Consider the following 18,412-nt stretch of genomic DNA (forward strand, 5'->3'; position numbering starts at 1 on the left):
CCCGTGCCGGAGCTGCCCGAGGTCGAGGTCGTGCGCCGCGGCCTCGAGGACCACGTGGTCGGTCGCCACGTCACGCGCGCCCGCATCACCGGGGTACGCGTGGCGCGCCGTCACGACGCCGGCCCGGAGGACCTCGCGGCGCGCCTGCACGACGTGACCGTGACCGCGGCGTCACGTCGCGGCAAGTACCTCTGGCTCGCTCTCGACGGCGAGGACGCCCTCATCGTCCACCTCGGGATGAGCGGCCAGATGCTCGTCGAGCCGGCCGACGCGCCGCTCGAGAAGCACTGCCACGCCCGTTTCGACTTCTCCGACGGCGGCCCGCAGCTCCGTTTCGTCGACCAGCGGACCTTCGGGGGGCTCGCACTGTCGCCGCTGCGCGACGACGGGATCCCCGAGTCCGTCGCCCACATCGCGCCCGACCCCTTCGAGCCGGTCTACGACCAGGCCGCGGTCGTGCGCCGGATGAAGCAGCGCGACAGCGCGGTCAAGCGGGCCCTGCTCGACCAGTCGCTCGTCTCGGGGATCGGCAACATCTATGCCGACGAGGCGCTCTGGCGCGCGAAGGTGCACGGCGAGCGGCTGTGCTCCTCGCTGACGAAGCCCACGCTCGGTCGCGTGCTCGACCATGCTCGCGACGTCATGGCCGAGGCGCTCGGCCAGGGCGGCACGAGCTTCGACGCGCTCTACGTCAACGTCAACGGAGCGAGCGGCTACTTCGACCGCTCGCTCCACGCGTACGGCCGCGCCGGGACGCCGTGCGACCGCTGCGGCGCGACCATGCGGCGCGAGCAGTTCATGAACCGCTCGTCCTTCTCGTGCCCCGTCTGTCAGCCCCGACCGAGACGCCGCAGCCCGTCCTGACCGTCAGGGACGGCGAACGGGCTGCGAGCAGGGTGGTGGGGTCGTCCGGTGTCGGCGTGTCGTCAGTCCCCGCTCGGGCGACGCTTCGGGGCCGGGCGCGCCGCGTCGTCGTCGACGGGCTCGACGTGCGCGGGCACGATGATCGGCTTGATCCGGGCCCAGACGAAGAAGAAGGCGCTCATGGCGAGCAGGACGATGCCGGCCCAGAGGTTGGCGTTGACGCCGCCGGTCTTCTGCAGCGACTGGTCGCCGAAGATCCCCATGACGAGCAGGATCAGGCCGTAGAGGCCGAGCAGGGCGCCGATGAAGTTGCGGATGTCGAAGGCGCCCGCGGTGTGCCGCTGGCCTCGCTGCTCGTCGGGGTCAGGGGCGTCGAGCCGGTGCTGGTCACTCATGTCGAGGCTCCTGTCAGAACAAGAAGTTGAGGATGATGACGAGGCCGAGCGAGATGCCGGCCAGGGGGAGCGTGCGGCGGTACCACGGCATCGTGCGCTCCTCGGGGTCGACGAGCTCCTCGCTCGGCGTCTCGGAGTAGACGAGACCACGCAGCTCGGCGGACGTCTTGGGCTCGGTCACGAGCGACACGCCGACGCTGAGCACGATGTCGACGACGAAGGCGGCCGATGCCGCCACGAAGGCCGCGCCCTGGCCGCTCAGCGGGATCACCCCGAGGCTCGCCGACCCGAAGCCGTCCTCGCTGAGGAACGAGACGAGCACGGCCGAGAGCGTGCCGGCCGACAGGCCGACCCACCCGGCGGTGGCCGTCATGCGCTTCCAGAACATGCCGAGGATGAAAGTCGCGAACAGTGGTGCGTTGAAGAACCCGAACAGCGACTGGAGGTAGTCCATGACGTTGCTGAAGGAGCTGGCGATGGTGGCCGTGAAGATCGCGATGACCGTCGCTCCCACCGTGGCCAGACGGCCGATGCGCAGGTAGTAGTCGTCGCTGTGGTCCTTGCGGATGTAGCGCTGCCACAGGTCGTAGCTGAAGACGGTGTTGAACGCCGAGATGTTGGCGGCCATGCCGGCCATGAAGGCGGCGAGCAGTCCGGCGATCGCGACGCCGAGCAGCCCGTTGGGCAGGATGTCGCGCATCAGCAGGAGCAGTGAGTCGTTGTACTTCACGCCCTCGCCGGACGCTCCGCCCGGTGGGGTGCCGCCCGCCTTGAGCTCGCCGATCTCCTTGACGAGCACGGCGGCGACCATGCCGGGGATGATGACGATGAAGGGCACGAACATCTTGGCGAACGACCCGATGATCGGCGTCTTGCGTGCAGCGGACATCGAGTTGGAGGCCATGGCCCGCTGCACCTCGACGAAGTTCGTCGTCCAGTAGCCGAACGACAGCACGAAGCCGAGGCCGAAGACGATGCCGACGACCGACCAGAACGGCGAGTCGAAGCCCGAGAGCGCCTGACCCGGCCACGAGTGCAGCTGCTGCTCGGCTGGCGGGACGCCTGCGGACGCCGGAGCCGACGTGGCGAACTCGGTGACCTTGTCCTTGAGGCCTTGGTAGCCGCCGACGCGGTGCAGGCCGATCAGGGTCAGCGGCAGCAGGGCGGCCACGATGACGAAGAACTGGAGCACCTCGTTGTAGATGGCCGCCGACAGTCCACCGAGTGTGATGTAGGACAGCACGATCGCGGCGGCCACGAGCAGCGCCACCCAGAGCGGCCAGCCGAGGAGCGCGTGGACGATCGAGCCGAGGAGGTAGAGGTTGACCCCGGCGATGAGCAGCTGCGCGACGGCGAAGCTGATCGCGTTGACGAGGTGGGCCCCGGTGCCGAAGCGGCGGAACATGAACTCGGGGACGGAGCGCACCTTCGAGCCGTAGTAGAAGGGCATCATCACGACGCCGAGGAAGAGCATGGCGGGGATCGCGCCGACCCAGAAGTAGTGCACGGTCGAGATGCCCAGCTCGGCACCGTTGGCCGACATGCCCATGATCTCGACGGCACCGAGGTTCGCCGAGATGAAGGCGAGGCCGGTGACCCAGGCCGGCAGCGACCGGCCGGAGAGGAAGAAGTCGATGGAGTCGGACACGGCCCGCCTCGCCATGACCCCGATGCCGAGGACGAAGACGAAGTAGAGGGCGATGATGACGTAGTCGACGGGTTTGGCGCTGATGAGGGCGTCCGCGGTGGGCAGACCCGCCAGTGCGTGCATGCGTTCAGTCCCTTCCTTGGGCGACGACCGACGCTAGCGCAGCCCCTGACGTCGGGCGAGTCAGGATGGGCGAGTGCCTCGTGCCCTCGTGATGAGCCGCTTGAGTGGGACGGAGGTGTCCGCCGCCGAGTCGGCTTCGATCGTCATACCCTTCTCGAGCGCCCGTTTGACGGCCAGGTAGTCGGTCGGGCTGCCGACGGACTCGACGGCGATGAGCAGCCCGTCGCGGTAGCTGAGCAGCGAGAAGCGCTCCGATGCGACGTCGCCGCGCACGACGACCAAGTCGGCGCCCTGGGGGAGCCCGGCCATCTGCAGTCGCAGGTCTCCCTGGTCGCTCCAGAACCATGGCACCCGGTCGTATGCCGTGGGCCGGCCCGCGAGCGTGGCGGCTGCCGCCCGAGCCTGGTCGGTCGCGTGCGGGACGCTCTCGAGCCGCATCGACCCCGGTTGACCACGGTCGAAGGGGTTCGGGCCGACGGCGCAGTCGCCGGCCGCGACGGTGAGGCCGTCGGACGCTCGGGCACACTCGTCCACGACGATCCCGCGGGGCTCCACGAGCAGGCCCAGCCGCTCGGCGAGGTCGGTCCGGGGGACGGCCCCGATGCCGACGACCACGACGTCGACGGGCAGCGTGGTGCCATCCGAGAGCTCCACGCCGATGACGCGACCGCCCTCACCGAGGACGCGAACGACGCTGGTGCCCAGCAGGATCCGCGTGCCGCGTCGCTCGTGCGCTGCGCGGACGGCGTCCGACAGGACGGGTGACACGGCTCGGCCGAGGAGACGGTCGGTCGCCTCGACGACGGTGACGTCGGCGCCGAGCGCCCGTGCGCCGGCTGCGATCTCGAGCCCGATGAAGCCACCGCCCACGACGACGACCGCGCGCGCGGAGCGGAGCCTGGGTGCGAGCCGGTCGGCGTCGGCGAGGGTGCGGACGTCGTGGATCCCGTCGAGGTCAGCACCCTCGGCCGGCAGCGCACGGTTGACGGCACCGGTGGCCAGGCCGAGGCGCTGGAACGCGATGGTGCGCCCCGCCGCCGTCATGGCGCTCCCACCGGCGGCGTCGCGCGCGATGGTCACGACGGCGTCACCGGTGACGAGCTCGACGCCGAGATCGGCGAACCAGGCGGCGTCGTGGAAGACGAGCGACGCACGGTCGTGCTCGCCGCGCAGGTAGCTCTTGGAGAGGGGAGGCCGCTCGTAGGGCGGCTCGGGCTCGTCGCCGACGAGCACGACGGGCTGCGTGTCGCCGAGCTCGCGCAGAGCCGTCACCAGTGAGATGCCGGCCTGCCCCGCCCCGACGACGAGGGTGCCGGCGCTGCCGGAGGTCTCGTCGCTGGCCATGGACGCCAGCCTAGGGTGGGCCCATGACGTGGTCTCCCGCGAACCCCGAGTCCGTCTTCACCTACGGCGCCCCGCAGCTGAAGTTCGGGGCAGGGGCGGCGGACGAGATCGGGCACGACCTGATGGCTCTCGGTGCGCACCGGGTCCTGGTCGTCACCGACCCCGGGGTCCTCGCGACCGGCTGGCCCGAGCGTGTCGCCGAGGGCGTCCGAGGGTTCGGGGTCGAGGCCGTCGTGCACGACTCGGCACACGTCGAGCCCACCGATGCGAGCCTTCTCGCGGCGGTCGAGCGGGCCCGCGCCGACGGCCCCTTCGACGGCTACGTCGCGGTCGGCGGGGGCTCGGCCATCGACACGGCGAAGGCGGTCGACCTGCTCCTCAGCGACGGCGGCGAGCTCATGGACTACGTCAACGCACCGGTGGGCGCCGGTCGGGCCCCCAGCCGTCCGCTCGCCCCGCTCGTCGCCGTGCCGACGACGACCGGGACGGGCGCCGAGAGCACGACGATCTGCGTCCTCGACGTCCTCGCGCTCAAGGTCAAGACCGGGATCAGCCACGTGCGGCTCCGACCGAGCCTCGCCGTGGTGGACCCCCGGCTCACGGCCACGCAGCCCGCGGGCGTCACGGCCAGCGCGGGCATGGACATCCTGTGCCACGCCCTCGAGAGCTGGACGGCGCGACCGTTCACCGGCTACGAGCGCAAGCAGCCCGGGGAGCGCGTGCCCTACTGCGGCAGCAACCCGATCTCCGACATGTGGTCCGAGCGGTCGATGTCGTTGTTGGCCAAGGCGTTCCGGACGGCGGTTCGCGACGGTTCCGACGAGGCCGCCCGCGGCGACATGGCCCTGGCGGCGACGTTCGCCGGCCTCGGTTTCGGCAACGCGGGCGTGCACGTGCCGCACGCCAACGCGTACCCGATCGCCGGCCGGGTGCGCGACTTCCACCCGGAGGGCTACCCGAGCGACGAGCCGATGGTGCCGCACGGCATGGCCGTCGCGATGACGGCGCCCGAGGCCTTCCGGTGGACCTTCGAGTCCGACCCCGACCGGCACCTCGCGGCGGCACGGCTCCTCGACCCGGCGCACGGTGACCGCTGGGATGCGGAGCCGCGCGACGTGCTGCCCGGCGTCCTCGTCGACCTCATGCGCGACATCGGCATGCCGAACGGCCTCCGGGCCGTCGGCTACGACGAGCGCGACGTGGACGCCCTGGTCGAGGGCTCGCTGAAGCAGCAGCGGCTGCTCGCGACCAGCCCGCGCGAGGTGGGCGCCGACGACCTCGCCGGCATCGTGACCCGCTCGCTGCAGCTCTGGGAATAGCGGTCGACGCCGGGGGAGGGCGGCGGCATACAGTGCCGTCTGTGACCACGGAGCCCACGCACCTGCCCCTGCCCCTCGAGAGCGACTGGCTCGACTGGGTCGGCGCCCGAGGCGAGCAGCAGCTCGCGCTGGCGCGGTCCCTCGTCGAGGGACTGCGCGCCGACCCCCCGAAGGAGCCGCTCGAGGTGCTCCGCGTGTGGAACGACGCGCAGACCGCGTTGTCCAACGCCGCCTCGGTGGGGTCGCTCTTCTCGGAGGTCCACCCCGACACCACGGTCCGTGAGCGCGCGGAGGCCGTGGCCCAGCAGGTGCAGAAGCTCGACACCGACCTCGGCCTCGACACCGAGCTGTATGCCGTCCTCGCCGGTCTCGACGCGAGCGGCCTCGACGCCGACGCCACGCGCGTGCTCGAGCGCACCCTGCGCGACTTCCGCCGTTCGGGTGTCGACCGCGACGAGGCGACGCGCGACCGCCTCCGGGCGCTGAGCGAGCGCTCCATCCTGCTCAGCCAGGAGTTCAGCAAGAACATCCGTGAGAACGTCCGCAGCATCCGGGTCACGCCGGACCGCCTCGCGGGCCTTCCGCAGGACTGGGTCGACGCGCACCCGGTCGACGACGACGGCCTCGTCACCGTGACGACCGACTACCCCGACGTCGTGCCGTTCCGGACCTTCGCGCACGACGCACAGGCCCGGCGCGACCTCGTCACCGAGTTCCTCACCATCGCCTGGCCGGCCAACGACCGCGTGCTCCAGGAGATCTTCGCCGTCCGCCGCGAGCACGCCACGCTCCTCGGCTACGCGTCCTGGGCCGACTACGACGCCGAGGTCAAGATGATCGGCAGTGCGGCTGCCATCGGCGAGTTCATCGACCGCATCACCGAGCTGTCGGCCTCGAGCGCCGAGCGAGACAAGGGTGTGCTGCTCGAGCGACTGCGGCAGGACCGTCCCCACGCCACCGACATCGACGGCGCCGACGTCTCCTACTACGCCGAGCTCGTGCGCAAGGAGGACCTCGCCGTCGACGCCCAGCGCGTGCGGACGTACTTCCCGTTCGAGTCCGTGCGCCAGGGCCTGCTCGACGTCACCGGGCGTCTCTTCGGCCTCGAGTGGTCGCCGGTGGCACGTGAGGACGCCCGCACGTGGCACGAGGAGGTCGCGACCTACGACGTCTCCTTCCACGGCGAGCGGATCGGCCGCATCCACCTCGACCTGCACCCGCGCGACGGCAAGTACAAGCACGCGGCCCAGTTCGACCTCGCGCGCGGTGTCGACGGCACGCAGCTCGCCGAGGGCGTGCTCGTCTGCAACTTCAACCGGGGCCTCATGGAGCACGACGAGGTCGTCACCCTCTTCCACGAGTTCGGCCACCTCGTGCACCACGTGCTCGCCGGCCGCACCGAGTGGGTGCGCTTCTCGGGTGTCGCGACCGAGTGGGACTTCGTCGAGGCCCCGAGCCAGATGCTCGAGGAGTGGGCCTGGGACGCCGACGTGCTCGCGACCTTCGCGCGCAACGCCGACGGCGAGACCATCCCCGCCGAGCTCGTCGAGGCCATGCGCAGGGCGGACGACTTCGGCAAGGGCTACGACGCCCGCACCCAGATGTTCTACGCCGCGCTCTCCTACGACTTCCACGTGAACGAGACCGACGACCTCACGGCCCGCCTGCGGGAGCTCATGGAGCGCTACTCGGTGTTCCCGTACCTCGAGGGCACGCACATGCAGTGCCACTTCGGGCACCTCGACGGCTACAGCTCGGCCTACTACACCTACATGTGGTCGCTCGTCATCGCCAAGGACATGTTCTCGGCCTTCGACCGCGGCGACCTCTTCGACCCCGAGGTCGCGGGCGCCTACCGCGACAAGGTGCTGGCGCAGGGCGGCCGTCGCGACGCCGCCGACCTCGTCGAGGACTTCCTCGGCCGTCCCTACACCTTCGACGCGTATGCCGCATGGCTGGCGGAGTGACCGGGGCACGGACCGGGGGCGTACGCGTCACCTCGCTGACGGCCTACCCCGTCAAGTCGCTCGGCGGGGTCTCCCTCGACGAGGCGGTCGTGGAGCCGCAGGGTCTGCGTGGCGACCGCCGCTGGGCGGTCGTCGACCCGGACGGCACCAAGGTCACGGCTCGCGAGGAGCACGCCCTCCTCGGGCTGCGCGCCGAACCCGTCGACGACGGGGGAGTGCGCCTGGTCGCGTCCGGCGCGGACCCGCTCGAGGTCGCCCCGCCGCGCGGCGCCGAGCCCGTTCCCGTCCGGTTCTCCGGGCAGGACCACGCCCTCCCCGCCGGCGACGAGGCCGACGCGTGGCTGACCGCGCGCGTCGGCCGCCCGTTGCGGCTCGTGTGGCAGGACGACGAGACCCACCGTCCGATCCGCCCTGACATGGGTGGCGCCGAGGGGGACCGCAACTCGCTCTCGGATGCCGCGCCGCTGCACGTCACCTCGGAGTCGTCGCTGCGACGCCTCAACGACTGGGTGCTGGAGACGGCCCTGGAGCGGGGCGAGGAGCCGCGAGAAGCCTTGGGGCACGAGCGGTTCCGACCCAACCTCGTGGTCTCGGGGAGCGAGCCGTTCGCCGAGGACGCTTGGTCGAGGGTCCGCATCGGGGGCGTGCCGTTCCGCTCGACGATGGTCTGCGACCGCTGCGTCATGACGACCGTCGACCGGGTCGACCTGCGCACGGGCAAGGAGCCGATCCGCACCCTCGCCCGGCACCGGAAGTGGGACGGCGCCACGTGGTTCGGGATCCGCCTGACCCCCGAGCTGCCGCTCGCTGAGGGAGCCATGCTGCGCGTCGGCGACGACGTCGTCGCCACCTGAGGGCCCGAGTCGGAGGCTGCGACGTCCGGTGCGGGCTCGACAGAGCCGTGATCGGGCGCGAGGTCGCGCAGGTGGTGCGCTCCGGCGACCCGGGCTGCGCGATCTCGCGCCCGACGAGCCGCGGCTTGGCTCAGGTGAGGCGGGACAGGACGTCACGCAGGTCGGTGAGGGCGGCCGCCTCCTCGGGGCTGAGCGCTGCCAGGGGCGTGGCCGCCAGCCGGCGGTAGACCGCCGCCATCCCTGCGAAGAGCTCCGGCGAGGCGCCCGCCGAGCCCTGCGTGTCGGCGATGCTCTCCATCTCGTCGACGAAGCGCGCGCTCTTGGCGGCTGCCACCGCCACGCGCCGCGCGGCGCCCTCGACCTGGACAGGGAGCTCCTCGGCGAGGTCGGCGAGGACGGGAGCGAGCACGTCGAGGGCCGCGGCCGTCTGCAGGGCCTGCACCCAGACCGCCGTCGTGCCCTTGTAGACCGAGGCGGTGCACATCTTCACGGCCGACGCCTGGCCGACGCGGTCGCCGACGACGGTGCGCCGCAGGCCGACGGCCGGGACGCGCGTCACCTCCGCCGCGCGAGCACCCGAGAGGTAGAGCATGGTGTCGCTCCCGGGCTCGGGCGGCCCGCCGCTGACGGACCCGTCGACGAGGTCGAGGCCCGCCGCGGCGGCCTGTGCGGCGAGGGCGGCGACGCGCTCGGGTGAGACGGCGTTCGCCTCGAGGAGCAGCGGAGTCGTGCCGGTCGCCCTGGACGCCTCGATCACCGAGGCGAGCACGGCCTCGGCGGCGGCGGGCGGGCAGATGCTGACGACGAGGTCGCCGGCCGCGACCACGGCGTCGAGGTCCGGCAGCAGCTCCAGGCCGCTGGCGAGGCCGGCCGTGCGCTCGCTCCGCCCGACGACCGTCGCGACGACCCGCACACCGGCGGTCGCCCAGGCGCGACCGAGGGCCGAGCCCATGGCGCCGGGCGAGACGATGCCGATCGTCCTCACGGCGCGTGCTCCGGGCAGGAGGTCGCCGGTAGGAGCCGACCGGTCCGGGCGTCCGGCGGTCACGGGATCGGGAGCTCCTTGAGCACGACCGGCTTGCCGGTGTTGCGCTGCGAGAGGTCGGCCATCGCCTGGCGCACCGTCTTGGAGAAGAGGTGGGCTCCCTTGATCGTCGGGTGGATCCTGTCGGACTGGACCTGCTCCGGGTGAGCCCGGATGGCGTCGGCCCAGTCGGCGACGACGACGTTCGCCCGGCCGCGCACGACGAGCTCGAGGGTCGCGTTGTCGGTGTCGACGCGCGCGAACGGCCCCATGATGTTGACGAGGACGACCATGCGGTCGGGACCGAGGACGTCGAGCACCTGCTTGACGCGGTCCTCGTCGACCCCGGCGTTGGTGCCGAAGGCGAGGATGACCGCGCGTCGGTTGCCGTCACCGCGCGCCGAGACCTCCGCGAGGCCGTCGGACCAGCGCCGGTTGGACTTCGCGTCGATGCGGATGCCCGGGAAGTAGTAGCGCAGGGCCTGCAGGCTGCCGACCATGATCGAGTCGCCGTACGCGTCGATGTCGGGTCCGGCGGGCATCGTGAACGAGGCGTTGGTGGCCGCTGCGGCACCCGTGCCCGACGCCGTGGTGCCAGAGCCCGCGGCCGGGGTGCCCTGGGTCGCGGCGGTTGCCACCGGGGAGTGGGTCGCCATGGCGTCGGCGGCCGCCTCGTTCGCGGCGAGCATCCGCGCGGTCTCGCTCTGGTCGGGGGCGGTCAGGACGATGATCGCGGTGACGACGGCGAGCGTGGCGACTGCGGCGCCGACGACCTGCTTGGTGCGCCGGGTCAGGCCGGAGACGCGGCCGCGCAGGCTCGTCGCCACACCCCGGAAGCCGAGGCTGCGGAACGGCGTCTCGACGAAGCGGAAGCTGAGGTCGGCGAGGGCCAGCGTCACGAGCACGCACCATGTCCGCGTCAGCAGGTGCGACGTCGTGCCCGGTGCCGAGGGGTTGTCGAGCGCGACGAGGAGGATGACGGGCCAGTGCCAGAGGTAGATGGAGTAGGACCGCGCACCGACCCAGCCGGCGACCGGGTGCCGCATCGCCCTCTGCACCCCGGTGACGCCGTCGGGGCGTCGCTCGATGACGCCCATGACGAGCACCGCGGTCGCGAGCGACGCGAGCACGATGCCGCCGCGGAAGGTCAGCGTCGACTCCTCGTCGAGGAAGGCCATCTCGGCGAGCAGGACCACGAGGGCCAGCGGGACGGCATACGACCCGAGACGACCCCACCGCGACGGCGCCACCCACAGCGCGAGCCGGGGGCTCGCCCAGGCGAAGGCGAGGGCGGCCCCGGCCATGAGGCCCATGACGTGGGTGTCGGTGCCGTAGTAGACGCGGGTCGCGTCGGTGCCGGGCGTGAAGAGCAGCGCCATGAGCAACGACGACCCGAGCCCGACGGCGACGGCCACGCCGACGCGCACCCGGCTCGACACGGTGAGCAGCGCGAGCGTCACGAGCGGCCAGAGCAGGTAGAACTGCTCCTCGACCGCCAGCGACCAGAAGTTCATGAACAGCTGGGGCGCGGTCTGGTCGAAGTAGCTCGTGCCCGCGGTGATCTCGGTCCAGTTCGTGGAGAACGTCAGGGCTCCGACGATCTGGCGGCCGATGTCGACGAGGAGGTCCTGGCTCACCGCGCGCGCGATGAGCACGCTCGTGACGACGCAGAGGACGAGGGCGGGCAGCAGGCGACGGGCGCGGCGCACCCAGAACTGCGAGAGCGCGATGCTCCCGGTGCGATGGTGCTCGCGGACGAGCAGCGTCGTGATGAGGAAGCCCGACACGACGAAGAAGACGTCGACGCCGAGGAAGCCGCCCGGCAGCCACGAGGCGTTGAGGTGGTAGACGAGGACCCCGACGATGGCGAGGGCCCGGAGCCCGTCGAGGCCCTCGATGCGAGCCGCATGTCCCGACCGCGCACGCCCCGATCGCGGGGTGGCCCCCGTGGCCGTGTCGGCGGTCTGACCCGTGCCAGCCGCCCGTGAAATCGCCGACGTCGTCACGTCGCTCCTTCCGTGGGCCGCGGTGAGTGGAGTCACCGCCGTGCCTGTTGTGAGCATAGGTACGCGTGGGGCTCCCGTTGCGGCGCCACGCGGCATACCGTGTCGGGGTGGACGACGAGGTGGGCGGCGGGCCGGTGCGCGCGACGATGTTCGTGCGCGGAAGGGTGCAGGGGGTCGCCTTCCGGTGGTGGACGCGCGCCCGCGCGCTCGAGCTGGGTCTCGACGGGCACGCCCGCAACACCGCCGACGGTCGCGTCGAGGTCGTCGCCCAGGGGAGCCGTGATGCGGTCGACGCGCTCGAGGCGCTGCTGCGGGAGACCCCTTCGACGACCCGGCGCCCGGGACACGTCGAGGGAGTCGTCGTGCAGCTCGGTGTTCCGAGGGACGGAATCACCGGGTTCGTCGAGCGCTGACCCGCCTAGGCTGACCCGGTGAGCGACGTGCCCGAGGTCCCCGCCGAGCTCGCTCGGCTGCGCAGCAGCATCGACAACATCGATGCCGCACTCGTCCACCTGCTCGCCGAGCGCTTCAAGTGCACCCAGCAGGTGGGTCGCCTCAAGGCCGAGCAGCACCTGCCTGCCGCCGACCCCGCGCGCGAGGAGCGCCAGATCGCCCGCCTGCGGGCGCTCGCCGACAGCGCCGGGCTCGACCCGGTGTTCGCCGAGGCGTTCCTGAACTTCATCATCGCCGAGGTCATCCACCACCACGAGCGCATCGCCAACGGCGACGCGTAGGTCGTCGCACCCGACGGGTGGGGGCCCGTCCGGGCCCTGCCGCACGGGACCCGACGCGGGTCGTCAGTAGAGCGTCGCGTCCTGCCGCTCGGCGAGGGCGGCGTCGTAGGCGGCCGCCTCGGCGTCCGACGCGAACCCGCCGGCCTCGCGCGTCATCGTCCCGGCGGTCGGCAGGGTCTTCGGGTCGACCCGGGACTCGCTGTCCCACAGGCGACTTCGCTTGATCGCACGAGCGCACTGGAAGTAGACGCGCTCGACCTCGACGACGAGCACCGAGGCCGGCAGCACACCCTTGACCTCGTGTCGCGCCAGCTCGTCCGGGTCGGTCGACACGATCGCGGTGCCGCGCACGCGCAGCTCCTCGCCGAGGCCCGGCACGAGGAAGATCAGGCCCACCCTCGGGTCGGCGACGACGTTGCGCAGCGTGTCGAGGCGGTTGTTGCCGCGGCGGTCGGGGATGACCAGGGTGCGCTCGTCACGCACGACGACGAAGCCGGGCCGGTCCCCGCGCGGCGACTGGTCGAGTCCGCCGTCCCCGACCGTGGCGATGACGACGAAGGGGGCCGCCGCGATGATCCGCGCCTGGCTGGGCGTGACGGTCGCCGACTCCTTGGCGAGGCTGTTGGCGGCGGGGGCCGTCGGGTAGACCTCGAGCAGCCGCTCGAGGGAGCTGACCCGGTGCTCGTCGTCCAGGGGGTGATCTCGGCGCTCGTCGGCATCCACCCGTCCACGGTATGCCGTCCGTCCCCCGCACGCGCGGGCGCTCACCTCCCCGGAGCACGCCCCCACGGCTAGTACGCTGACCGGGATCGCTGGCTGGCTGGACAAAGGATTTCTCGGGTCGTGTACGTCAAGAGCCTCACCCTGAAGGGCTTCAAGTCCTTCGCCTCGGCGACCCACCTGCGTCTCGAGCCCGGCATCACCTGCATCGTCGGCCCCAACGGCTCCGGCAAGAGCAACGTCGTCGACGCGCTCGCCTGGGTCATGGGCGAGCAGGGCGCCAAGTCCCTGCGTGGCGGCAAGATGGAGGACGTCATCTTCGCCGGCACGTCCGGCCGTGCGCCGCTCGGCCGCGCCGAGGTGGCCCTGACCATCGACAACACCGACGGTGCGCTGCCGATCGACTACACCGAGGTGACGATCGCCCGCACGATGTTCCGCAACGGTGGCTCGGAGTACGCCATCAACGGGACGCCCTGCCGGCTGCTGGACGTGCAGGAGCTGCTGTCCGACAGCGGCATCGGCCGCGAGATGCACGTCATCGTCGGCCAGGGCCAGCTCGACACCGTCCTTCGCGCGACGCCCGAGGAGCGCCGCGGGTTCATCGAGGAGGCTGCGGGCGTCCTCAAGCACCGCAAGCGCAAGGAACGCGCGCTCCGCAAGCTCGACACGATGGAGGCCAACCTCACCCGGGTCCAGGACCTCACGGGCGAGATCCGCCGCCAGCTCGGCCCACTCGGTCGCCAGGCCGAGACGGCGCGCAGGGCTGCCGTCATCCAGACCGATGCCCGTGACGCGCGGCTGCGCCTCGTGGCCGACGACCTCGTCCAGCTGACGTCGACGCTCGAGCAGGAGGTGGCCGACGAGTCGGCCCTCATCGAGCGCCGCTCCGAGGTCGAGGAGTCCATCGGCGACCTCGCCCACCGGCTCTCCACGCTCGAGGAGGCCGCCGAGGCCGCCCGTCCGGCCCTGACCCGGGCCCAGGACGAGTACGTCGCCCTCGGCCGGCTCGTCGAGCGGATGGCCTCGACCCGGTCGCTCGCGGCCGAGCGGGTGCGCCTGCTCAGCGAGGACGACGAGCCCGAGGCTCCCGGCCAGAGCCGTGACCCCGAACAGCTGCGCGCCCAGGCCGCCGACGTCCGCGAGCAGGAGGCCTTCCTCCTCGAGGAGATCGCCGAGGCCAAGGCCGCGCTCGAGGACGCCGTCATGTCGCGCACCGACGCCGAGCGCGGGCACGCCGAGGAGACCACCCGCCTGCAGCGCGAGGCCCGGGCCGCGGCCGACCGTCGCGAGGGCCTGGCCAAGCTCGGCGGACAGGTCGGTGCGAAGGCGTCGCGCATCGAGGCCCGCGAGGCCGAGGTCGGACGTCTGCGCACCACCATCGAGGCCGCCCAGGCCCGGGCCGCCGAGGCCGAGCACGAGTTCTCGCGGCTCGAGTCGAGCGTCGCCCAGGACGAGGAGGGCGAGGAGGGCCTCGACACCGCCTACGAGGAGGCCGCCGCGCGCCTCGAGGCTGCCGAGGCCGAGCACGCCCGCTGGAAGGAGGCCGAGGCGACCGCGGAGCGCGCGCGCACCACCGCCGCCGCTCGCGTCGAGGCACTCGGCCTCAGCCTCAGCCGCAAGGACGGTGCGGCCGCCCTGCTCGCCGCCGCCGACGAGGGTCACCGGATCCTCGGGTCGGTCGCCTCGCTCGTCACGGTCGAGCCCGGACTCGAGAACGCCGTGGCCGCTGCTCTCGGCGCGGCAGCCGAAGCCTTGGCCGTCGGCTCGCTCGACGCCGCCGCGGCCGCTCTCGACGCACTGCGCGACGGCGACAACGGCCGTGCCAGCCTCCTCGTCGCGGAGTCCGCGACGCCCGTCGACCCCGCCTCGTGGCCGTCGCTGTCGGGCGAGGCCCGCTGGGCCCGTGACGTGGTGGAGTGCCCGGCATCGGTGCGACCCGCCGTCGAGCAGGTGCTCGAGCGAGTCGCCCTCGTGCCCGACGGGTCGGTCGCCCGCGCCCTCGTCCGGAGCCACCCCGGCGTCACGGCCGTGACCCGCGGAGGTGACGTCTACGCACCCGGCGCGGTCCGTGGTGGCAGCACCACGGCTCCCAGCCTCCTCGAGCTGCAGGCCGCGCTCGACGACGCGCAGGACGCCATGGCCCGAGCCACCCGCGAGGGCGAGGAGGCCCGCTTCCGCGTCGCGGGGGCCGACGCCACCCGGGTCGAGCTCGCCGACGCGCTAGAGGCCGCTCTCGAGCGGCTCAACGAGAGCGACGCCCGGATGGCGGCGATCGCCGAGAAGCTCGGCTCGCTCGGCCAGACCCTGCGCGCGGCCCGGTCCGAGGTCGAGCGCACCGAGAAGGCCATCGCCGACGCGACCTCGGCCCTCGAGGCCGACCAGACCGAGCACGCCGCCCTCCTCGAGCGGCTCGAGGCAGCGAGCGGCGAGGGCGACTTCGCCGACGAGCCCTCCACCGAGGAGCGCGACCGTCTCGAGGCCGTCGCCCGCGAGGCCCGCGCGGCCGAGACCGAGCTGCGCCTGGCCCTGCGCACCCGTGAGGAGCGCGCGCGTGCCCTCAAGGACCGCGCCGACGCCCTCGAGCGCGGCGCCCGACACGAGGAGGAGGCGCGCCAGCGCCTCGCCGAGAAGCAGGCCCGCCGCCGGCGCGAGGCCGCCGTCGCCGGTGCCGTGCGCACGGCCGCGGCCTGGGCCCACGAGCTGCTCGCCGAGTCGGCCGAGCAGGCCGGCCGCGCCCGTGCCGCCGGTGAGGCCGAGCGCACCGAGCGCGACGCCGAGCTCGCCGTCGTGCGCCGGGACATCTCCGTGCTCCAGGCTGAGCTGCGCGAGCTCACCGACAGCGTCCACCGCGACGAGGTCGCGCGCACCCAGCAGCGCCTGCGCATCGAGCAGCTCGAGACGAAGGCCGTCGAGGAGCTCGGCATCTCGCCGTCCGCCCTCGTCGAGGAGTACGGCCCGCACCAGCTCGTCCCGGCCGTGCCCGACCCCGACGCAGATCCCGACGCACCGCACCCCGACCCGGTGCCGTTCGTGCGCGAGGCCCAGGAGAAGCGGCTTCGTCAGGCCGAGCGCAAGCTGAACGCCCTCGGGCGCATCAACCCCCTCGCGCTCGAGGAGTTCACCGCCCTGGAGGAACGCCACAAGTTCCTCACCGAGCAGCTCGAGGACCTCAAGAACTCCAAGCGCGACCTGCTCGACATCGTCAAGGAGGTCGACGAGCGCGTCGAGCGCGTCTTCGCCGAGGCCTTCGAGGACACCGCGGTCCAGTTCGAGCGCGTTTTCCAGCGGCTCTTCCCCGGTGGTGAGGGACGCCTCGTCCTCACCGACCCGTCCAACATGCTCACGACCGGCCTCGAGGTCGAGGCGCGTCCGCCGGGCAAGAAGATCAAGCGGCTGTCGCTGCTCTCCGGTGGTGAGCGCTCGCTCGTCGCCGTGGCGCTGCTCGTGGCGATCTTCAAGGCACGGCCCTCGCCCTTCTACATCATGGACGAGGTCGAGGCCGCGCTCGACGACGCCAACCTCGGGCGCCTCATCACCCTCTTCGAGGAGCTGCGCGACAGCTCCCAGCTCATCGTCATCACGCACCAGAAGAAGACGATGGAGATCGCCGACGCCCTCTACGGCGTCAGCATGCGTGGCGACGGCGTCACGACGGTGGTGTCCCAGCGACTGCGCGACGTCGCCGACCGGCCGGCCTGACCGACACCGGCATACGCGATCGGCCTCGACCGGGCGCTGCACGTGGGAGCGCGCGGGACGGGGATGGCGGCCGCCTCGTGTGGAGTTGCCGAATCGTCACTCCGTGCTCTTTGCGCCACATGGGTCACATGCGTCACTCTTGTCACATGGTTTACCTGGTCATCTCGATGCTTGTCGTCACCGTGCTCGGTGTGGCGGTCGTCGGCGTCGTCGCGGTGCCTGCGCACCGTGGCGGCCGGGACCTGCTCACCGCCAAGGGGGAAGGGGTCGCACGCTCGGCACGTCGCCGTGCGGGGACCCTCGGTCGCCCGCGCGCCCGCGCGCACTAGCCGCGCCGACCGCCTGCCCGACACCCTCGGCCACCGGCCACCACCGGTGGCCGAGCCGCGCCCGAGCCGCGCCCGAGCCGCCGTCGAGGCGTCCGGCGCCTCGTCACCAGCGTGGTTGGATGGCTGACGTGGACACAGTCTGGACATACGTCATCATCGGCGTCGCCATCCTCGTCGGCGCGGTCGCCTACGGCGTCAGCCTCGTGCGCGGCCGCGGCCGCACCGTCGATCGCGAGGCTCCGCCGGCCCGCCCGGGGCTGCCCGCCGAGGACCTCGACCGCCGCCCACCCACCGGCTCCACCGACACCGTCGCGCCCCCCGAGGCAACGGGCTCCACGACGACGCTCGAGCCCGAGGCTCCGACCGCCCCACCGACCGTCCCCGAGCCGACCCTCGAGCGGCCGGAGTCGGCCCGCGGCCGGCTCCAGCGGCTGCGCGCGCGCCTGGCCCGGTCCAACTCCTCCATCGGCCAGGGCCTGCTCGCGCTCCTCTCGCGCGGCAAGCTCGACGAGGAGGCCTGGGAGGAGGTCGAGGACACCCTCATCTCCTCCGACCTCGGCGTCGAGGCCGCCACCGAGCTCGTCGACTCGCTGCGCACCCGCGTCAAGGTCGACGGGACGACCGACGAGGCCACGGTCCGCGGCTGGCTCCGCGACGACCTCCTCGCGCTGGTCCAGCCCGACATGGACCGTCGCATCGCCAGCAGCCGGGTCGGTGACCGCCCCGCCGTCATCCTCGTCGTGGGCGTCAACGGCACCGGCAAGACGACGACCGTCGGCAAGCTCGCGCGCGTCCTCGTGGCCGAGGACCGCGAGGTGCTGCTCGGCGCCGCCGACACCTTCCGCGCAGCGGCCGCCGACCAGCTCGAGACGTGGGGCGCCCGCGTCGGGGTCGCCACCGTGCGCTCCGACAAGGACGGCGCCGACCCCGCAGCCGTCGCCTTCGACGCGGTCAAGGCCGGCATGGAGGAGGAGGTCGACGTCGTCATCATCGACACGGCGGGCCGCCTCCACAACAAGGTCGGCCTCATGGACGAGCTCGGCAAGGTCAAGCGCGTCATCGAGAAGCAGAGCCCCATCGACGAGGTGCTCCTCGTCCTCGACGCGACCACCGGCCAGAACGGCCTGCAGCAGGCCAAGGTCTTCTGCGAGGCCGTCGACGTCACCGGCATCGTGCTGACCAAGCTCGACGGCACCGCCAAGGGCGGCATCGTCGTGGCGGTCCAGCGCCAGCTCGGCGTCCCCGTCAAGCTCGTCGGCCTCGGTGAGGGCCCCGACGACCTCGCCCCCTTCGACCCCGAGGCCTTCGTCGACGCCATCGTCATGTGACGACACGGGCTCCAGACCCACGAGCACGTGTGCCGGACGGCACACGTGCTCGTGG

The 18,412-nt window shown here is 72.5% G+C and carries 15 protein-coding genes; 9 read left to right on the forward strand and 6 right to left on the reverse strand.

Annotated elements, in window-relative coordinates; genetic code table 11:
- Positions 1–3: 3 nt before the first annotated feature.
- On the forward strand, positions 4–864 hold the full coding sequence (gene mutM / locus ASD90_RS08170) for a bifunctional DNA-formamidopyrimidine glycosylase/DNA-(apurinic or apyrimidinic site) lyase (RefSeq protein WP_056753804.1): 861 nt from the start codon (positions 4–6) through the stop codon (positions 862–864).
- A 62-nt stretch (positions 865–926) separates the two neighbouring features.
- Here the strand turns inward: mutM and ASD90_RS08175 are convergent, their stop codons facing one another.
- The 3 genes from ASD90_RS08175 to ASD90_RS08185 are packed head-to-tail and all read right to left on the reverse strand — an operon-like array spanning position 927 to position 4,374.
- A complete protein-coding gene (locus ASD90_RS08175; protein ID WP_056753807.1) occupies positions 927–1,259 on the reverse strand; it encodes a hypothetical protein in 333 nt (110 codons plus the stop codon).
- A gap of 13 nt (positions 1,260–1,272) precedes the next feature.
- Positions 1,273–3,030, reverse strand: coding sequence for a sodium:solute symporter family protein (locus ASD90_RS08180; protein WP_056753809.1), 1,758 nt, complete (start codon positions 3,028–3,030; stop codon positions 1,273–1,275).
- 60 nt (positions 3,031–3,090) lie between these two features.
- Positions 3,091–4,374, reverse strand: a complete 1,284-nt coding sequence (locus ASD90_RS08185; RefSeq protein WP_056753811.1) for an NAD(P)/FAD-dependent oxidoreductase — start codon at positions 4,372–4,374, stop codon at positions 3,091–3,093.
- 23 nt (positions 4,375–4,397) lie between these two features.
- On the opposite strand from ASD90_RS08185, the gene ASD90_RS08190 reads away from it, so the two are divergent.
- Genes ASD90_RS08190 through ASD90_RS08200 form a run of 3 tightly spaced genes read left to right on the forward strand, consistent with a single transcriptional unit; the run spans position 4,398 to position 8,514 of the window.
- Complete coding sequence (locus ASD90_RS08190; protein ID WP_056753816.1) at positions 4,398–5,693, forward strand: hydroxyacid-oxoacid transhydrogenase; 1,296 nt, start codon at positions 4,398–4,400, stop codon at positions 5,691–5,693.
- 41 nt (positions 5,694–5,734) lie between these two features.
- Positions 5,735–7,660, forward strand: a complete 1,926-nt coding sequence (locus ASD90_RS08195) for a M3 family metallopeptidase (protein WP_056753819.1) — start codon at positions 5,735–5,737, stop codon at positions 7,658–7,660.
- The gene (locus ASD90_RS08200; protein ID WP_235506429.1) at positions 7,657–8,514 is read left to right on the forward strand and encodes an MOSC domain-containing protein; all 858 of its coding nucleotides are present in this window, start codon (positions 7,657–7,659) and stop codon (positions 8,512–8,514) included. The genes ASD90_RS08195 and ASD90_RS08200 overlap by 4 nt, the downstream gene beginning before the upstream one ends.
- A gap of 130 nt (positions 8,515–8,644) precedes the next feature.
- Here ASD90_RS08200 and ASD90_RS08205 read toward each other — a convergent pair whose 3' ends face one another.
- Together ASD90_RS08205 and ASD90_RS08210 are read right to left on the reverse strand one after the other, a co-directional pair.
- On the reverse strand, positions 8,645–9,562 hold the full coding sequence (locus ASD90_RS08205) for an NAD(P)-dependent oxidoreductase (RefSeq protein WP_200958554.1): 918 nt from the start codon (positions 9,560–9,562) through the stop codon (positions 8,645–8,647).
- Positions 9,559–11,544, reverse strand: coding sequence for an acyltransferase family protein (locus ASD90_RS08210; protein WP_056753825.1), 1,986 nt, complete (start codon positions 11,542–11,544; stop codon positions 9,559–9,561). Before ASD90_RS08210 ends, ASD90_RS08205 begins: the two co-directional genes overlap by 4 nt.
- Positions 11,545–11,690: 146 nt before the next feature.
- Between ASD90_RS08210 and ASD90_RS08215 the strand changes: the two genes are divergently transcribed.
- Positions 11,691–11,957: an acylphosphatase gene (locus tag ASD90_RS08215; RefSeq protein WP_056754695.1), complete on the forward strand. Its 267-nt coding sequence runs from the start codon at positions 11,691–11,693 to the stop codon at positions 11,955–11,957.
- An 18-nt stretch (positions 11,958–11,975) separates the two neighbouring features.
- The gene (locus tag ASD90_RS08220) at positions 11,976–12,278 is read left to right on the forward strand and encodes a chorismate mutase (protein ID WP_056753827.1); all 303 of its coding nucleotides are present in this window, start codon (positions 11,976–11,978) and stop codon (positions 12,276–12,278) included.
- Between the two features lie 63 nt (positions 12,279–12,341).
- Here ASD90_RS08220 and ASD90_RS08225 read toward each other — a convergent pair whose 3' ends face one another.
- A complete protein-coding gene (locus tag ASD90_RS08225; RefSeq protein WP_056753829.1) occupies positions 12,342–13,001 on the reverse strand; it encodes an MSMEG_1061 family FMN-dependent PPOX-type flavoprotein in 660 nt (219 codons plus the stop codon).
- Between the two features lie 120 nt (positions 13,002–13,121).
- Between ASD90_RS08225 and smc the strand changes: the two genes are divergently transcribed.
- The 3 genes from smc (at position 13,122) to ftsY (ending at position 18,357) form a co-directional block, all read left to right on the forward strand.
- Positions 13,122–16,700: a chromosome segregation protein SMC gene (gene smc, locus ASD90_RS08230; protein ID WP_056753831.1), complete on the forward strand. Its 3,579-nt coding sequence runs from the start codon at positions 13,122–13,124 to the stop codon at positions 16,698–16,700.
- A gap of 146 nt (positions 16,701–16,846) precedes the next feature.
- The gene (locus tag ASD90_RS08235) at positions 16,847–17,029 is read left to right on the forward strand and encodes a hypothetical protein (RefSeq protein ID WP_056753834.1); all 183 of its coding nucleotides are present in this window, start codon (positions 16,847–16,849) and stop codon (positions 17,027–17,029) included.
- A gap of 119 nt (positions 17,030–17,148) precedes the next feature.
- Positions 17,149–18,357: a signal recognition particle-docking protein FtsY gene (gene ftsY, locus ASD90_RS08240; RefSeq protein WP_056753837.1), complete on the forward strand. Its 1,209-nt coding sequence runs from the start codon at positions 17,149–17,151 to the stop codon at positions 18,355–18,357.
- The last annotated feature ends 55 nt before the right edge of the window (positions 18,358–18,412 follow it).

The organism is Terrabacter sp. Root181 (genome assembly GCF_001428505.1).
In the GTDB taxonomy this organism is placed as follows: Bacteria; Actinomycetota; Actinomycetes; order Actinomycetales; family Dermatophilaceae; genus Terrabacter.